This is a genomic window from Bradyrhizobium sp., from assembly GCF_049512235.1.
Lineage (GTDB): Bacteria > Pseudomonadota > Alphaproteobacteria > Rhizobiales > Xanthobacteraceae > Bradyrhizobium.
In genome coordinates, this window is the sequence record NZ_JBEKXH010000115.1 from 1 (window position 1) to 15896 (window position 15896).

The 15896-nt window shown below is 64.2% G+C and carries 18 protein-coding genes; 12 read left to right on the forward strand and 6 right to left on the reverse strand.

Annotation, left to right across the window (positions count from 1 at the left end):
* Positions 1–10: 10 nt before the first annotated feature.
* Entirely contained in the window at positions 11–907 is an 897-nt protein-coding gene (locus ABSG20_RS13080) for a LysR family transcriptional regulator (protein ID WP_423864923.1), read from the reverse strand.
* Between the two features lie 138 nt (positions 908–1045).
* Here ABSG20_RS13080 and ABSG20_RS13085 point away from each other — a divergent pair, with 138 nt between their 5' ends.
* From ABSG20_RS13085 to ABSG20_RS13100, 4 genes are all read left to right on the forward strand, one after another.
* Complete coding sequence (locus ABSG20_RS13085; RefSeq protein ID WP_423864924.1) at positions 1046–1321, forward strand: hypothetical protein; 276 nt, start codon at positions 1046–1048, stop codon at positions 1319–1321.
* Between the two features lie 103 nt (positions 1322–1424).
* Positions 1425–2120, forward strand: a complete 696-nt coding sequence (locus tag ABSG20_RS13090) for a YoaK family protein (protein WP_423864925.1) — start codon at positions 1425–1427, stop codon at positions 2118–2120.
* Positions 2121–2175: 55 nt separating this feature from the next.
* Positions 2176–2454 carry a hypothetical protein gene (locus ABSG20_RS13095; RefSeq protein WP_423864926.1) on the forward strand — a complete coding sequence of 93 codons (279 nt, stop codon included), beginning with the start codon at positions 2176–2178 and terminating at the stop codon, positions 2452–2454.
* Positions 2402–2899: a hypothetical protein gene (locus ABSG20_RS13100; protein WP_423864927.1), complete on the forward strand. Its 498-nt coding sequence runs from the start codon at positions 2402–2404 to the stop codon at positions 2897–2899. Before ABSG20_RS13095 ends, ABSG20_RS13100 begins: the two co-directional genes overlap by 53 nt.
* A gap of 121 nt (positions 2900–3020) precedes the next feature.
* On the opposite strand, the gene ABSG20_RS13105 is transcribed toward ABSG20_RS13100, so the two are convergent.
* Entirely contained in the window at positions 3021–3578 is a 558-nt protein-coding gene (locus ABSG20_RS13105) for an HNH endonuclease (RefSeq protein WP_423864928.1), read from the reverse strand.
* Between the two features lie 196 nt (positions 3579–3774).
* On the opposite strand from ABSG20_RS13105, the gene ABSG20_RS13110 reads away from it, so the two are divergent.
* Positions 3775–5535 (forward strand): chloride channel protein, encoded by a 1761-nt coding sequence (locus tag ABSG20_RS13110; RefSeq protein WP_423864937.1) that lies wholly within the window; start codon positions 3775–3777, stop codon positions 5533–5535.
* Between the two features lie 76 nt (positions 5536–5611).
* On the opposite strand, the gene ABSG20_RS13115 is transcribed toward ABSG20_RS13110, so the two are convergent.
* The 3 genes from ABSG20_RS13115 to ABSG20_RS13125 all read right to left on the reverse strand — a co-directional run bounded on the left by ABSG20_RS13115 (position 5612) and on the right by ABSG20_RS13125 (position 9401).
* Positions 5612–6571, reverse strand: a complete 960-nt coding sequence (locus tag ABSG20_RS13115) for a peptidyl-alpha-hydroxyglycine alpha-amidating lyase family protein (protein WP_423864929.1) — start codon at positions 6569–6571, stop codon at positions 5612–5614.
* A gap of 136 nt (positions 6572–6707) precedes the next feature.
* Positions 6708–8498 (reverse strand): flavin-containing monooxygenase, encoded by a 1791-nt coding sequence (locus ABSG20_RS13120; RefSeq protein WP_423864930.1) that lies wholly within the window; start codon positions 8496–8498, stop codon positions 6708–6710.
* A 156-nt stretch (positions 8499–8654) separates the two neighbouring features.
* Positions 8655–9401 (reverse strand): DNA-3-methyladenine glycosylase family protein, encoded by a 747-nt coding sequence (locus ABSG20_RS13125; RefSeq protein WP_423864931.1) that lies wholly within the window; start codon positions 9399–9401, stop codon positions 8655–8657.
* A gap of 85 nt (positions 9402–9486) precedes the next feature.
* Between ABSG20_RS13125 and gluQRS the strand changes: the two genes are divergently transcribed.
* Positions 9487–10359 carry a tRNA glutamyl-Q(34) synthetase GluQRS gene (gluQRS, locus tag ABSG20_RS13130; protein ID WP_423864932.1) on the forward strand — a complete coding sequence of 291 codons (873 nt, stop codon included), beginning with the start codon at positions 9487–9489 and terminating at the stop codon, positions 10357–10359.
* Positions 10360–10464: 105 nt separating this feature from the next.
* Positions 10465–11718 carry an ATP-binding protein gene (locus tag ABSG20_RS13135; RefSeq protein ID WP_423864938.1) on the forward strand — a complete coding sequence of 418 codons (1254 nt, stop codon included), beginning with the start codon at positions 10465–10467 and terminating at the stop codon, positions 11716–11718.
* Here ABSG20_RS13135 and ABSG20_RS13140 read toward each other — a convergent pair.
* Positions 11645–12505, reverse strand: a complete 861-nt coding sequence (locus ABSG20_RS13140; RefSeq protein WP_423864939.1) for a YihY/virulence factor BrkB family protein — start codon at positions 12503–12505, stop codon at positions 11645–11647. The genes ABSG20_RS13135 and ABSG20_RS13140 overlap by 74 nt on opposite strands.
* 346 nt (positions 12506–12851) lie before the next feature.
* On the opposite strand from ABSG20_RS13140, the gene ABSG20_RS13145 reads away from it, so the two are divergent.
* From ABSG20_RS13145 to ABSG20_RS13165, 5 genes are all read left to right on the forward strand, one after another.
* Complete coding sequence (locus ABSG20_RS13145; protein WP_423864940.1) at positions 12852–13046, forward strand: twin transmembrane helix small protein; 195 nt, start codon at positions 12852–12854, stop codon at positions 13044–13046.
* Positions 13047–13058: 12 nt separating this feature from the next.
* Positions 13059–13631, forward strand: coding sequence for a cob(I)yrinic acid a,c-diamide adenosyltransferase (locus ABSG20_RS13150; protein WP_423864933.1), 573 nt, complete (start codon positions 13059–13061; stop codon positions 13629–13631).
* 108 nt (positions 13632–13739) lie between these two features.
* Complete coding sequence (locus ABSG20_RS13155) at positions 13740–14489, forward strand: electron transfer flavoprotein subunit beta/FixA family protein (RefSeq protein ID WP_423864934.1); 750 nt, start codon at positions 13740–13742, stop codon at positions 14487–14489.
* Positions 14490–15443 (forward strand): electron transfer flavoprotein subunit alpha/FixB family protein, encoded by a 954-nt coding sequence (locus tag ABSG20_RS13160; RefSeq protein WP_423864935.1) that lies wholly within the window; start codon positions 14490–14492, stop codon positions 15441–15443.
* Positions 15444–15455: 12 nt separating this feature from the next.
* Positions 15456–15896, forward strand: a 441-nt coding sequence (locus ABSG20_RS13165) for a 3-hydroxyacyl-CoA dehydrogenase NAD-binding domain-containing protein (protein ID WP_423864936.1), incomplete at its 3' end; no start/stop codon positions are given.

Sequence of the window (15896 nt, forward strand, 5' to 3'; positions counted from 1 at the left end):
AGCGATTTTGTCAGCGGCGATGGCGTAAGGCTTCCACCACGAGATTGAAGGCCGCCGAGGACTGCCGGCGGCTCGGATAGAACAGGTGATAGCCCGAGAATGGCGGACACCACTCTGCCAGTACACGCCTCAGGCGCCCCTTCGAGATATCCCCCTCGACCATGCCTTCCGGCACATACGCAAGGCCAAGCCCGGCAAGCGCGCCGTTCAGCATCTGTGCGGTTCCATTGCAGGTGAGCTGCCCTTCAACACGCACCTTCAGCTCCCTCTTGCCCTTCTGAAATTCCCAGGCGTAGAGCGTGTCGTGCGTCGGCAAGCGCAGATTGATGGAGCTGTGCGCGAGCAGGTCCTGGGGCGTTTTTGGCTCGGCGCGGCCCTGGAAATAGGACGGCGCGCCCACCACCGCCATGCGCATATCCGGTCCGATACGGACCGCGATCATATCCTTTGCCACCTGTTCGCCGCTGCGTACGCCGGCGTCATAGCGATCGGCGACGATATTGCTGAGGCCATAGTCGACAATAAGCTCGATCTTGAGCTCAGGGTTCACCCGAATCACCGGGGTAAGCTTCGGCAACAGGATCGTGTCGATCGCAAATTCGGTCGCCGTAATCCGCACGGTACCGGCCGGCTTTTGACGCAGTTCGCGCAGTGAAATGAGTTCGCTCTCGATCTCCTCGAAGCGCGGAGCGACCACGCGCAACAGCCGTTCGCCTGCTTCGGTCGGCGCCACGCTGCGCGTCGTGCGCGTCAGTAGCCGCACGCCAAGGCGCGCTTCGAGTTGCCTGATCGTCTGGCTAAGAGCCGATTGTGACACACCCAGCTTGGCGGCGGCCCTGGTGAAGCTCTGCTCACGACCGACGGCGGCAAAGGCCGCAAGATCATCGAGACTGTCGCCCCGGGACATTTGTTCTTCCTGCCAATATGGTATATCGAGACCGATTATCACATGGCAGCCCGCAGCAGCCAACGGGCCAAGCCAGGCGCGGGCCCGGGAGATTTTCCGGACCCGCGCGCGCTGGGACAAAGTCGAGGGAATAGAGGCATGAGGATTTTCCGGGTCGCAGCGATGATCGCGTTACTGGCCGGACCAGCCTACGGCCAGGGTAAGGGTAACTCCGGCCCGCCGCCTCCGCCCACCAAGTCACAGCAGGAGATCGAGGCGGACCGTGCGGCCGAAAAGGCCTACAAGAAGTCGCTTAGCAACATTCCCGACCAGCCACCCGCTGACCCCTGGGGCGGCGCGCGTGGGCTGGAAGCGCCCAAAGCCGTTGCGAAGTCCCCATCGAAGCGGACCAAGGCCGCCGGCACGGCCAATTAGAGCGGAGCTCGACGCCGGCGGACACGACAGCAACGATTTCGGACTTGAGTTGAAATATTTGCTTCGATCGACGCCCGGATGTTATCTCTTCTGCAGGCTACAAATGGCGGCCTCTGAAACACGTGCGACGCTTCCTCTGCTACTGAGCCTGAACGCCGGCTACGTTGACACGGCGGGCTTTCTTGCACTGCAGGGTCTCTTCACCGCCCATGTGACGGGAAATTTCGTGACGCTGGGCGCCTCGCTCGCGCTCGGCACCTCCGGTGTCGTTGCGAAACTCCTGGCTCTCCCTGTGTTCTGCACCGTGGTGGTTGCGACGCGACTGCTCGGCACGCTATTGTCGAACCGCTACGCACCTGTCTTCGAAACCTTGCTCGGCCTCAAGGTTTTGCTGCTGGCCGCCGGCGCTGCGCTCGCGATAAGGTTCGGGCCGTTCCATGATGGGGATAGCTGGCGGGCCATCTTGACGGGAATGGTCCTGGTCGCTGCCATGGCGATCCAGAACGCGGTTCATCGCGTCCATCTCGGCAGCGCGCCGCCCTCAACCCTGATGACCGGTACGACGACGCAGATCATGCTCGATCTGGCTGACAAGATTTACACGCGAAAGGGAGCAGAAACGAAATCTGGCTCGCGGCTGGCGCAGATGTCGACAAACATCCTGGTCTTCGCGATCGGCTGCGGCGCCGCAGCTGTCTTATACACACGGTTCGGCATGCGGTGCTTCCTGCTGCCGCCAATTCTGGGAAGCCTTTCGCTCATCGTCCGCTCGGTTCGACGGCCGCAGACCGGTCCTTGACCACTCGATCGTCGGTCTGCGGGTCCATTTGCCAACGCCGGCCTACATGTTGGCCATGAAAATACTTGCCAACCGCGTGGTCGAGGACACGGAGAAGGTCGAGAGCGACTTGAAGGACGCGGTCGCTCTCATGAAGGTGACCAAACTAACGACCGAACAGCTGCTCGTCGACCTGCTCAGGGAGTGCTATCCTAACCTTCCCGGGATCGTTGTTCCGACAATGCACCCGCGCATCAAGGCGAAGATCGACACGTTGCTCGATGAGCACCGGAAGGCAGAAAATGAGCCTGATCCGACCTGGCACGCTGGCACAGGCCCTGCAACTCGTCCGTAACGGCGAGAAGCTCAGGTTCTGTCTGTCTGGCTTCCTGGACGACTTTTATGCGGATGCCGCGAAAGAATTGCGCGTTCGTCGTATCGCCGATGACCCGGGGTTGACGGAAGATCCCAAGCTGAACGCGCTCTTGGGCGCCATTGGCGAGCACTTGGCGATCCGACGGGGTCTCGGTGTCCCGCCGTCATGGACGAACCAGCCGGAGCGCTTCTTGGACAAGCCTTGGTTCATGGGCCACGAGCGTATGAAAGGCTTCCTGCTTGCGGAGAGCCCTTTGGCCTTCAGACGCCGGTTCATTTTTACCGAGGCCGAGCCGCTACGGCGTGCGAGTATGCCGAGAGATGGGCGCTGGTGGGCCTATGAAACGATCCGTAGTGGACTCATGCCCACCGCCGAAGAACAGGCGGACTTGGCGCGGCAGAGTATGCCTGCGATGGAGCTCTAGTACGGCGTTTAGGTCGAGTCGCATGTCGCGATTGCAGCGGCAGTATGGTCGCAGGCGCGCGACACTCGTTTGTGTCTCTCGGCCATCTTATGAGTCCCACGACAAGCAGCGTCCGCAACCACTACGGATCCAGTTCCGTATCCCAGTATAAATAATCCAGCCAGCTGTCGTGCAGATAGTTCGGCGGGAACAGCCGGCCATTGCGATGCAGCTGATGCACGGTCGGCGCGAACGGCGGCTGGCGGGGAAACATCCGGGCCTGTTGCGGTGTCAGGTTGCCCTTGCGCAAATTGCACGGCGAACACGCGGCGACCACATTCTCCCAGGTGGTCTGGCCGCCCTTGCTGCGCGGGATGATGTGATCGAAGGTGAGATCGTCATTGGCGTGGCAATATTGGCAGACGAAGCGGTCGCGCAAAAACACGTTGAACCGGGTAAAGGCGGGATGCGTGGTCGGCTTGACAAAGGATTTCAGCGACACCACGCTCGGCAGCTGGATCTCGAAGGAGGGGCTGCGCACCGCGCGGTCGTAGTGCTCGACGATGTTGACGCGATCGAGGAACACCGCCTTGATCGCGTCCTGCCACGACCAGAGCGACAGCGGGTAATAGCTGAGCGGGCGGAAATCCGCGTTCAGCACCAGTACCGGCCAACCGCCTTGCGAGACATGTGCGTTCAATTAACGCTCCTGACTCCTCATATTGCTGCGAAGCAGCATGGACTGGCATACTACAGGCAGCGTGACGGGATTGTGAAGAGCGTTGGCGGCCTTATCCGCCGCGGCGGCGAGTTCGCGACCCGATTGCACGATCGGCGTGAAGGCAGCTAAACCCGGGCTGGCGGCGCATTTCGGCCGCGCCTGGACGTCAGCAAGCATGGTTACCACGTCACGTTATCTTGAGGCGCCGCGCCGGCTGCGGGCCTTCGTTCGCGCCCATGAAAGCAGCCTGGTCATCCTTGCGGCGCTGATCGGGACCATCGGCGGCCTGGCGGTGGCCGCGATGAGCGCCGCGGTCGAAGTCCTGCACGTGCTGCTGTTCAACCTCGAAATGGGGGACCGGCTCTCAAGCCAGTTCAGGATCGAACCGCTGCGCGCCCTGCTGGTGCCAAGCTTCGGCGGGCTGCTGCTGGGGGCGGCGTTCCTGCTGCTGCAGCGGGTGCGGCCGGCGCGTGAAATCGATCCGATCGAGGCCAATGCCCTGCATGGCGGACGGATGTCGTTCCGCGGCAGCGTGATCGTGGCGTTGCAGACGGTGTGGTCCAGCGGCGTCGGCGCATCGGTCGGGCTTGAAGCCGGCTATACCCAGTTGGCCAGCGGTCTGGCCGCATCATTGGGCCGCGGGTTTCATCTGCGCCGCGCCGATCAGCGCCTCATGGTCGGCTGCGGCGCCGCCGCCGCGATCGCGGGGGCGTTCGGGGCGCCGCTGGCCGGCGCCTTCTATGCCTTTGAGCTCGTGATCGGGGGGTACACGCCGGCCAGCCTGACGCCGGTCGGCGTCGCCGCGGTGGCGGGCTATTTTGTCGCCCACGCCTTCACGGTGCTGTCGCTCGGCGTCGGTGTCGGCCCGGTCGGCGATGTGCTCGGGCGCGACCTTGCCATCGCGGCCCTGCTCGGGGTTCTGGCGGCGCTGGTTGGCATCGGCATCATGCGCGGCGTGGCGTTGTGCGAGACGCTGTTGTCGAAGACAAGGCTCTGGCCGCCGCTGCGCCCGGCGCTCGGCGGTCTTTGCATCGGTCTGCTCGCCTTGCTGACGCCGCAGGTGATGTCGTCCGGACATGGCGCGCTGCATTTTGCCGGCTTCGTCTCGATTCCGTTGGGGGTCGTCGCAACCATGTTCATCCTGAAAGCGATCGCGTCGGTGATATCGCTGGGCTCCGGCTTTCGCGGCGGATTGTTTTTCGCCACGCTGTTCATGGGCGCGCTCGGCGGTCACCTGTTCGCCGCCGGCTTTGACACGATCTGGCCGGGTCTTGACCTCAGCCCGAACGTCTACGCCATCATCGGCATGAGCGCGCTGTCGGCGTCCGTGGTCGGGGGCCCGCTGACGATGTCGTTCATCGCGCTGGAATCGACCGGCAATCTCTGGCTCACCACCGCGGTGCTGCTGGCGGTCATCATCTCGACCCAGATCACCCGCGAATTGTTCGGTTACTCGTTCGCGACCTGGCGCTTGCATCTGCGCGGCGAGACCATTCGCAGCGCCGCGGATATCGGCTGGATCCGCGATCTCACGGTGCGCAGCCTGATGCGTCAGGATGTAGCCACCGTGAACGCCAACACGCCAATCCAACAGTTCCGCGAACAATTTCCGCTGGGATCAAAAAGCCAGGTGGTCGCCATCGACGCGTCAGGGCGTTACGTCGGGCTGGCGCTGGTCGCCGACGCGCACGCGCCGGATACCGAGGCCGGCAAAGGCCTGATCGACATCCTGCACTATCGCGACGTCGTGCTGCATCCCGCGATGAATATCCAGGAAGCCATCGCGGTTTTCGACGCCGCCGAGGCCGAGTCGCTCGCGGTGGTCGATACCGACGGCGAACACCGGCCGATCGGTCTTCTGACCGAAGCCCACGCCATGCGGCGCTATGCGGAGGAGTCCGAACAACGGCGGCGTGAGGTCATCGGCGATATCTGACTGTGTCGCGCAACAGATCCGTGAGCGGGCTGAGCCAAAGGGTCGCGCCACGCGCGACGAATGGCGAGCCCAACGCCTAGATTTTTTCCAGCTTCTGCAGGCAGCGCACGACATCCGGCACTGGCGTGTCGGGAAAGCTGGTCTTCCAGTCGGTGACGCCGACTTCGCCGACATAAATGTCACCTTTGGAATCCAGCGCGATGCCGTGCGGCGCAAGAAATTTGCCGGTCTCGAGGCCGGGACCGTTCTCGCCGCCGAGCCGCGCGATGCGTTTTCCCTGGGAGTCGACGATGGTCAGGCGTGGCCCCAGATTCGGCACCTTGCGATTGACCGGCAAGCCCGGGCCGAGTTCGCCAATGACAAAATTCGGGTGCCTGCCGCCGCAGCAATGCAGCGCGCAGGGCCGGTGCAGGTTATTCCACTGGGTCTCGTATTTGCCGTTGCCGTCGAACACCTGCACGCGGTGGTTCTCGCGGTCGGCGACATAGACAAAACCATCGGCATCGGTGGCGATATTGTGGACGATATTGAACTGGCCGGGATCGGTGCCCGGCTCGCCCCAGCTTTTGATCAGTTTGCCGTCGGGGGTGAATTTGTGCACGCAGGCATTGCCGTAGCCGTCGGAGACGTAGATTTCGCCTTGCGGCGAAAGCGCGGTGTGGGTGCAGCGATGAAACGGCTCGCCGCTCATGAAGGGCGAGGGCCGGTTCGGGATGCCGATGGTCAAGCGCACCTTGCCGTCGGTGGAACACTTGCGCACGGTGTGGTCGCCGTCATCGGTGCAATAGAGATTGTCATCGCCATCGATGTGCAGCCCGTGCGCCCGGCTGAACAACCCTTCGCCCCAGCTGGCGATGAAATGGCCATCGCGATCGAGCACCACCATCGGATGGGCGCCGCGATTGAAGACGTAGATGCGGTCCCTGCTGTCGACCGCGACGGAGGCGACATCCGTCAGGTTCCAGCCGTCCGGCAGCTTCGCCCAGTTCTCCACCACGCGGTAGCGATGCTCGCCCGAGCCGAGAATGGTTGACATTGCGGTTGCTCCCTGAAGTCCGAGTTGGTGGCGAGCGGCGCTCCCCTCGCTAGCTCTCCATGTCCTCTGCTGCGATGATCCGCTGGCGCAGGGCAAGGCGAACCAGTTCGATGTTCATCACCAGGGCAATCCTCGATCACGAGGAACGCTGAAGTGGAGAGCCGGCGCCGCGCGGCAGCAATCCCTCCTCGATCGCCTTGATCTGCAGCGCCAGGTATTTCGAGTTGATCCGGCATTGCGCCAGGCTGCCGGCGATGAACCAGAGGCCGGGCTGCGTGGTGCGGCTATACATGTTGCGCAGTTCCTGGCCTTTGCCAAAACCCCAGATCGGGCCGACACGCTTGGCGACATCATCGCCGAACAGTTGGCGCACCAGGTGTTCCCAGTCCTTGTAGCCGGTCGCCAGCACGATCAGGTCGGCCGCAAGTCTGGCGCCGGTCTTCATTCGGGCGCCGTCGGCGACGAAGCGTTCGATCTCCGAAAACTGGATCAGCTTGATATCGCCGCTGACCACGAGGTCGGAGCAGCCGACGTTGAAATAATAGCCGCCGCCGCGGGTGAGGTATTTGAACTGCCAGCCGGTGTTGCCTTCGCCATAATCGAGCTTGAAGCCCCTGCGGGCCAGACCATCGAGTAGATCCCGGTCCAGCTGCTTCGATTGCTCGGTGATCATCACGTGACTGCGCTTGGCTAGCACCGTTGGCATCGAGGTCGCGATCAGATCGTTATCCTCCAGCGTGCCCTCATTGTACGCCGCATAGGCGAGCTGCGCCGACGGTTCGATATTGGTGATCAGGGTCGGGCTGCGCTGCACCAGCGTGACCTCGGCGCCGCTCGCATGCAGGTCCTGGGCGATATCATGGCCGCTGTTGCCGGTGCCGATCACGAGCGCCTTTTTGCCTTGCCACCTCTCGCCGTCGCCATACTGGCTGGAATGCAGCACCGTGCCGGCGAAGTTGTCCAGGCCGGGAAGTTCGGGCCAGTTCGGGATGCCGCTGACGCCGGTGGCCATCACGACATGGCGCGGATGCATTTCGCGCATGCTGCCATCGGCCCGGCGCAGCACCACCGACCAGTGTCCGCGCGCGTCGTCATAGCTGCCGCTCTCGAAGGCGGTCGCGGTCCAGTAGTTCAGCTCCATGGCCTCGACATAGGCCTCGAACCAGTTGGCGAGCTTGTCCTTGGGAATATAGGTCGGCCAGTTCGGCGGGAACGGCATGTAGGGAAGGTGGTTGACCTGGACCTGGTTATGCAGCGTCAGCGCGTGGTAGCGCTTGCGCCAGTTGTCGCCGATGCGGGCCTCGCGATCGACGATCAGGGCATCGATCTGCAGCTGTTTCAGGCGTGCCGCGATCGCCAGTCCAGCCTGTCCGCCGCCGACCACCAGCACAACGGGGTCGCGGTCGGCATATTGCGCGGCGGCTTGGCGCAGGTCGAGCCAGTTCGGGCCGCGAAAGTCGCGCGAATAGGATTGGCCGCGCGGCCGCGAAGGTCCGAGCTGCTCCTCAAAACCTTTCAATTCGTCGAGCGCGGTGAGCAGCGTCCACGCCTTCAGCCGGCTGCCGTCGGCGCTATCCGGGATCAGCCGCACGATGCCGCTGCCACGCCCGGCCGCAGTTTCAAATTTGAAAATCGCTTCGATGGCGTTGGTGCCCGCGCGCGTCACCCGGCGCGGCGCGGCGCGATTCCGGTCGATCTGGAGGCGGCTCGGCGCGGCGTTGCGGGCGCGGGCCTCAAGCTCGCGCAGGATGGCGTCGGCGCCGTTGATGGTCTGCAGGTTCCAGCTCAGCGCCAGCACGTCGCGCCAATAGCTTTCGGGATGAAACAGGGTTTTGAGCAGGACCTGATCGGAATTCGCAAGCGCGCTTTCGAATTGCGCCAGCCAGCTTTCCGCGGCGACCGAAATATCGTCCGTCCGATCCAGCATCTGCGTTTCTCACTCCGGCCGTCTGCGCGGCGCTTTGCCTGATGCGATAGCCTATACCCATTGCGGCTCGCGCAGAAAGGGCGGAGTGATGACGCGGGCTCACGCCAGCAATGACAGGATATGCCCCTGATCGGGCAACGGCGAAGTCGGTGGATTTCATGTTTTCGATCCCGGCCGTTTTGCTGCGGCGATCTTCGCACTTGCCGATGGCCGTTTTGCAACAGCCATCTTGTTTAAAGCAGCGTTCGCTTTTGGCTCGCCGCCGATCGCGCCCTCGCGCTTTTTCGTGGCCCGGTAATAGGACCACCACAGGTGCGCCGCGGCGCCGCGCAGCGGCCGCCACGGTTCCGCCAGCGGCGCCATCTGCTTGGGGGTCGGCCGCGTCTTCAGCCCCAATCCGATTTTCACGGCTTCCTGAACGGCGAGATCGCCCGCCGGCCAGGCGTCGCCATGGCCCAGACAAAACAAAAGATAGACGTCGGCGGTCCATGGGCCGATGCCGTGCAGCGACGTCAGGGTGTGATGCGCGGCGTCGGCGTCCTGGTTCGCCAGCACGTCGAGATTGAGCCGTTCGGCGGCAATCTCGCGCGCCAGATTCTTGACGGTCTTGATTTTCGCCGCCGACAGGCCGAGCCGGCCCAGGCGGCCGGCGCCAACGCGCCGCAGCGTATCATGATGAAAGGGATCGAAAGCGGAGCTGACGCGAGCCCAGATTGCCGCGGCGCTCGCGGTCGATAATTGCTGGCCGCAGATGATCGCCGAAAGACCGGCAAAGCCGGGGTCGCGCCGTCGCAGCGCCGGCATGCCCGCAACCTCAAGGATGGGCTCAAGACGCGGATCCTGCGCGACCAGCGCCGCGATGGCGGTTTCGAGATCGGCCTGGGTGTTGAGGTGCAGGGGCATCTTGAGGGCTCGGCTGGGTTCGCCTGGTGTGTGGCCCGATCCTGGCCGGGCTTGTCGTTTGGTCCGGCCATGACAAGATCATATCATGCCGCCGCCCGTCTTCCGCTTTGCGCCGAGCCCGAACGGCTATCTGCATCTCGGCCACGCCTATTCGGCGCTCCTGAACTTCGATGCCGCCCGCCGGAGCGGCGGTCGTTTGCTGTTGCGCATCGAGGATATCGACTTGACCCGCTGCAGGGCGGAATTCGAGGCCGCGGTCTATGAAGACCTCGGCTGGCTCGGCATCGCATGGGAGCCGCCGGTGCGGCGGCAGTCCGAGCAACTGGCGGATTACCGCGAGGCGCTCGACAGGTTGTCGGCCCAGGGCCTGGTCTATCCGAGTTTCGAGAGCCGCGCCGAGATCGCAAAAGGGGTGGCCGAGCGGGAGGCGAAGGCTCCCTGGCCGCGCGACCCCGACGGAGCGCCGCTCTATCCCGGCTCAGCGAGGCTGCTTGCGCCCGGCCAGCGCGCCCGATTGCTGGCGCAGGGCGCGCCCTCGGCGCTGCGGCTCGACATGGCCGCGGCGTCCGCGCGCACCGGCGCTCTCGGCTGGGTCGAGCACGGCGCGGGTCCCGATGGCGAGGCCGGCGTGGTGGCCGCCCGGCCGGAAGCCTGGGGCGATGTCATCCTGGCGCGAAAGGAGACGCCGACCAGCTATCACCTCTCGGTCGTGCTCGATGACGCCCTGCAGGGCGTGACCGAGGTGGTGCGGGGCGAGGATCTGTTCTGGTCGACATCAGTCCATCGGCTGCTGCAGCAGCTGCTGGGATTGCCCGCGCCGGTCTACCGGCACCATCGCCTCGTGCGCGATCGCGCGGGGCGAAAACTGTCGAAGTCGACCATGGCCACCGGTTTGCGCGAGCTTCGCAGCCAGGGCGCGACCCCTGCCGACGTCCGCCGGCTGGTCGGCCTGCCGTGAGGGCGGCCGGTCCGCCAAGCGGCTCATCGCAGGGGAAAAACCCCCTTCGGCGTGACTCGCCGCGCCCCGCCATGGCATGGTGGACCGGACCAAGGTCAGGTTGTCATGGTGTCGAAATCGCGCTCAGGGCGCACCCGGCGGCCGCCGGAACGGCGGCCGCGGGAAAAACGAGGTCGAGAAGGCGCCGCCGGCAAGGCGCGCAAACGCCCAGCCAAGGCCGCTGCCCCCGGCAGTGTCGAGGCAGCGCTCGCCGTGTTCGCGCACGAGGTCCGGACCCCGTTGACCGGAATCCTTGCCATCAGCGATCTCCTGGCGACGTCCGATCTCGATGAGCGGGAGCGACGCTGGGTCGACACCATCAAGGCCGGCGCGGAACATCTTGCCAGCCTCGCGACCTTGTTTGTCGATGCCGCCAGGGGCGGCGATGCCGGGGCCGGCGTGCGTCAGGACTTTTTCGATCTGCGGGCGCTGGCGCGCAATGCCGGCGATTCGCTCGCCGGCCGGGCGGCGGCGAAAGGTCTCCGCGCCGAGGTCGATATCTCGGCGAAGCTTCCGGCGTTCGTGGTCGGCGATCCAGTCCGGCTGCGCGCCGCATTGGAAAACCTGATCGACAATGCGGTGAAGTTCACCGAACAGGGCGCGGTAGCGCTGGCGGTCAAGCCGGTGCGCGGGGTGAGCGGCAAAGTGGGCGTGGCGTTTGCGATTTCCGACAGCGGGATCGGTCTCACGCTGGCCGAGATCAAACGCCTGTTCCGCCCATTCTCGCAGGCCAATGTGGGCATCGCAACCCGCTTCGGAGGCACCGGGCTCGGGCTGTCGTCGGTGAAACAGCTGGCGCGCGCGATGGGCGGCGACGTCGTCGTGGCGCCCAGGCGGAGCGGCGGAACAACCTTCACATTGACGGTGACGCTGGCCCGCGCGAAAACCTCGAAAGCGGCCAATTCGGGCGCGGATCTGGATGTGTCTTCGACCCCGTTTCAGGCCCTGCGCCTGCTCAGCGTCGAGGACAATCCGTTCGGCCGCGTCGTGCTCAATACGATCCTCACCGAGCTCGGTCATCAGACCGAATTCATCGGGCGCGGGGAGGCCGCGGCCGAGCGGATCGCCGAGGGCGGCTTTGACGCTGTCTTGATGGACATGGTGTTGCCAGGCATTACCGGCATCGAGGCGATCAAGCGCATTCGCGGCCTCCACCCGCCGCTTGGCCGCATTGCCATCATCGGCATATCGGGCCGTGGCGATGACGAGGCGGCCTCGCGCCTGGCCGGCGCCGACGCCTTTCTGGTCAAGCCTGTGAGTCCAAGGGCTTTAGCGATTGCGCTGCTTGAAGCGACACGCCGCGCGGCAGCCGCGACTTGATGATCGCCGCGTTCAGTTCGCCGCCATACACGAAGATCGCGGCGATGAAATACAGAAACACCAGCGCGATGATGACAGAGGCGAGACCGGCATACATCGTGACGTAGTTGTTGGCGAAGCGCGCCAGATACTGGCCGAACCCGATGCCTGACACCAGCGACGCCACAAAGGTGAAAATGATGCCCGGCAGGATCTGCAGAAAGCTGCGGCGGCCTGCCGGAAGCCAGGCATGGAGAATAAAGAGCGCGACGATCAGCGCCGTGATGGTGATGCCATAGCGCGCAATGTTGAGAAAATTCTCGTTGGGTTCGACGATCAGCGGAATGTAGCGCCGGGCCGCCGCCAGGATCAGGGGGCCGAGCACGATCAGGAACGCCATCGCCAGCGCCGTGAAGGCGGCGATCAGCGTGTAGCTGATCGATTCCAGCCGCAGCCAGTACCAGCGCCGCGTTTCGACCAGCGAATAGGCCCGGTTCAACGCCACCCGCAGGCTTTCGACGCCGTTCGAGGCAAAATACACCGCGAGCACGGCGCCGATGGTCAATGCGTCGCCACGGGGGGTTGTCAGCACGTCGTGAATCTCGCCCGACAGCGTATCGGCGACCTGCTTCGGCCAGACCTCCAGCATCAGCCCCGCGGCCTGGTCGGCGAGTTCCTTCGAACCGAAAAAGCCGGCCAGGGAGGTCAGCACGATCAGGAACGGAAACAGCGCCATCAGGGTCGACAGCGCGATGTGGCTGGCGATCGCCCAGCCATCATCGGCGAGAAACGTGTAGAACGCGTCCATCCCGATATGAAAGACGTAGCGAAGCTGTTTCACATTGCACCTTGGCCCGGGGGAGGCGGGTTCGAATCGATCTGGCCTGCCGGATCCGAAGCTTGCCGCGCAGCGCCGCTGCCGCAAACGGGGGGATCCGGCGACGCAAATCCACGATCGCAGTCTAACGTGGTTTTGTATCAGAAGTTCGTTTGGCTGCGCCCCCCCAGGGCGATCCCATATGGCAACATTGGCGATGGCGAAGAACTTCTTTCTTACCCTCCCCCTCCAGGATCCAGCCGAAAGCCGGATCGTCGCCGTGGCGCGGGCTCGATGGGCGATGGCGGAGCGCGCGGCACGGTGTTATGTACGGCCGATGAGTTCGTTTCTGAGCACGATACTTCTTCCGGTCGCGGTTGGCGCCGTTGCGCTGGTCCTGCTGCTGGGCCTCTTCAACATGATGCGGGGCGGATCGCCGAACCGGTCCCAGAAACTGATGCGGTTGCGGGTGCTGCTGCAATTCGTGGCGATTGTCATCACCATGCTCACGGTCTGGGCGATGGGGCACTGAAGGAGACTTGGGATGGTCGTCCTCAACCGTATCTACACGCGGACCGGCGATGACGGAACTACGGCGCTGGGCAGCGGCGAACGCCGTCCGAAATACGATCTGCGCATCAGTGCCTATGGAACCGTCGACGAGACCAACGCCGCCATTGGCATCGTCCGGCTGCATCTTGCCAAGGCGCGCGATCTGGATGCGATGCTGGGACTGATCCAGAACGATCTGTTCGACCTCGGCGCCGACCTCGCGGTACCCCAGCGCGAGGGCAAGGCGGAACGGCTGCGCATGCTGTCCAGCCAGGTCGAGCGCCTCGAACGCGACATCGATACGCTGAACGCCACGCTCAAGCCGTTGACCTCGTTTGTGCTGCCGGGCGGCACGCCGGCGGCGGCCTACCTGCATCTGGCGCGCACGATATGCCGGCGGGCGGAGCGGCTGATGGTGGAACTCGCCGCCAGGCCCGATGAGCCGGTCAGCGAAGCCGCGCTCCGCTATATGAACCGGCTGTCGGATTTGCTTTTCGTCGCCAGCCGCTCGGTCAACGACAACGGCGCCGGGGACGTGCTGTGGGTCCCCGGCCAGAACCGCTGACCCCGGCCGGCGGACGATTTTTGGCCTTCGCGCGTTGACCGGGGTTGGCCGGACCTTTAGGTTCCGCGCCCAAGTGATCAAACCTGAAACTGAAGCGAAAGTGGATCGATGAAGGTTCTGGTGCCGGTGAAGCGGGTGGTCGATTACAACGTCAAGGTCCGGGTCAAGAGCGATGGATCGGGCGTCGAACTGTCCAACGTCAAGATGTCGATGAATCCGTTCGATGAAATCGCCGTCGAGGAGGCCCTGCGGCTGCGCGAGGCCGGCAAGGCGACCGAGGTCGTGGTGGTATCGATCGGTCCCGCCCAGGCGGCCGAGACCATCCGGACCGCTCTTGCCATGGGCGCCGACCGCGGCATCCTGGTCAAGGCGGAAGGCAATGTCGAGCCGCTGGCGGTGGCAAAAATCCTCAAAGCCATCGCCGACGAAGAAAAGCCCGGCCTGGTCATTCTCGGCAAGCAGGCGATCGACGACGACTCAAACCAGACCGGCCAGATGCTGGCCGCGCTGCTCGGATGGTCGCAGGCGACCTTTGCCTCCAAACTCGAAGTCGAGGGTTCCGATTTCAAGGTGACGCGCGAAGTCGACGGCGGCCTGCAGACCTTGAAACTCAGGGGTCCGGCGATCGTAACTACTGATCTCAGGCTGAACGAGCCGCGCTACGCCAGCCTGCCCAACATCATGAAGGCAAAGAAGAAGCCGATCGCCGACAAGAGCGCAGCCGATTACGGCGTCGATCTGACGCCCCATCTTGAGATCCTCAAGACATCCGAACCGCCGGGCCGCAAGGGCGGCGTCAAGGTCAAGGACGTGACGGAACTGGTGTCGAAGCTCAAGAATGAAGCCGGGGTTCTCTAGATGACGACGCTGCTGATTGCCGAACACGACCACGCCGCCCTGAAGGACTCAACAAACAAGGCGCTGACCGCGGCGGCCCAGCTCGGCGCCGAGGTGCATGTGCTGGTCGCCGGCGGCGGCGAGGGTACCCGGGCCGCGGCCGAGGCCGCGGCCCGGCTCGCCGGCGTCAAGAAGGTCCTGCTGGCCGAAGGCGACGCCTATGCCCACGACCTTGCCGAGCCGCTGGCTGCATTGATTGTGGCACTGGCGCCAGGCTATGACGCCTTCGTCGCGCCCGCGACCTCGCGCTTCAAGAATGTGATGCCGCGGGTCGCGGCGCTGCTCGACGTCATGCAGGTGTCGGAAATCATCAAGGTGGTTTCGCCCGACACCTTCGAGCGGCCGATCTATGCCGGCAATGCGATCCAGACCGTCAAATCGAAGGACGCCAAGAAGGTGATCACGGTCCGCACCTCGACGTTCCAGGCAACCGGTGCCGGCGGCAGCGCGCCGCTCGAGAATGCCGCCTCGGCAGCCGATCCCGGCCTTTCCAGCTTCATCGGCGAGGAGGTAGCAAAAAGCGACCGGCCGGAGCTGACTTCGGCCAGGATCATCGTCTCCGGCGGCCGCGCCATGCAGAGCCGCGAGAATTTTGCCAAATATATCGAGCCGCTCGCCGACAGACTCGGCGCCGGGGTCGGCGCGTCGCGGGCCGCGGTCGATGCCGGCTATGCGCCGAACGACTGGCAGGTCGGGCAGACCGGCAAGGTGGTGGCGCCGGAACTCTATGTCGCGATCGGTATTTCCGGCGCGATCCAGCATCTTGCCGGCATGAAGGATTCCAAGGTGATCGTCGCCATCAACAAGGACGAAGAGGCGCCGATCTTCCAGATCGCGGATTACGGGCTGGTCGGCGATCTGTTCCAGATCGTGCCCGCGCTCGACAAGGCGCTGGCCAAGCCCGGCGGTAATTGACAGGAGCATTCCATGGCGACCACCCAACCAGTCTCGATCAAGACCATCGGCATCATCGGCTCCGGCCAGATGGGCAGCGGCATCGCCCATGTCGCGGCAATGGCGGGATACGAGGTGCGCCTCAACGACATCTCGGCGGCGGCGCTGGAACAGGCACTCAAAGGCATCGATAAGAACATCGCGCGCCAGATTACCAAGGGCAAGGCGACCGAAGCGGACAAAGCGGGCGCCTTCAAACGCATCAAGACGGCGACGGCCTTCGACTTTTTCAAGGAATTCGACGTGGTGATCGAGGCCGCGACCGAGCGCGAGGAAGTGAAACGCGAAATCTTCAAGAAGCTGATTCCCTTCCTCAATCCCGACGCCATCATTGCCAGTAACACCTCGTCGATTTCGATCACGCGCCTGGCCGCCACCACCGACCGGCCGGCGCATTTCATCGGCATGCATTTC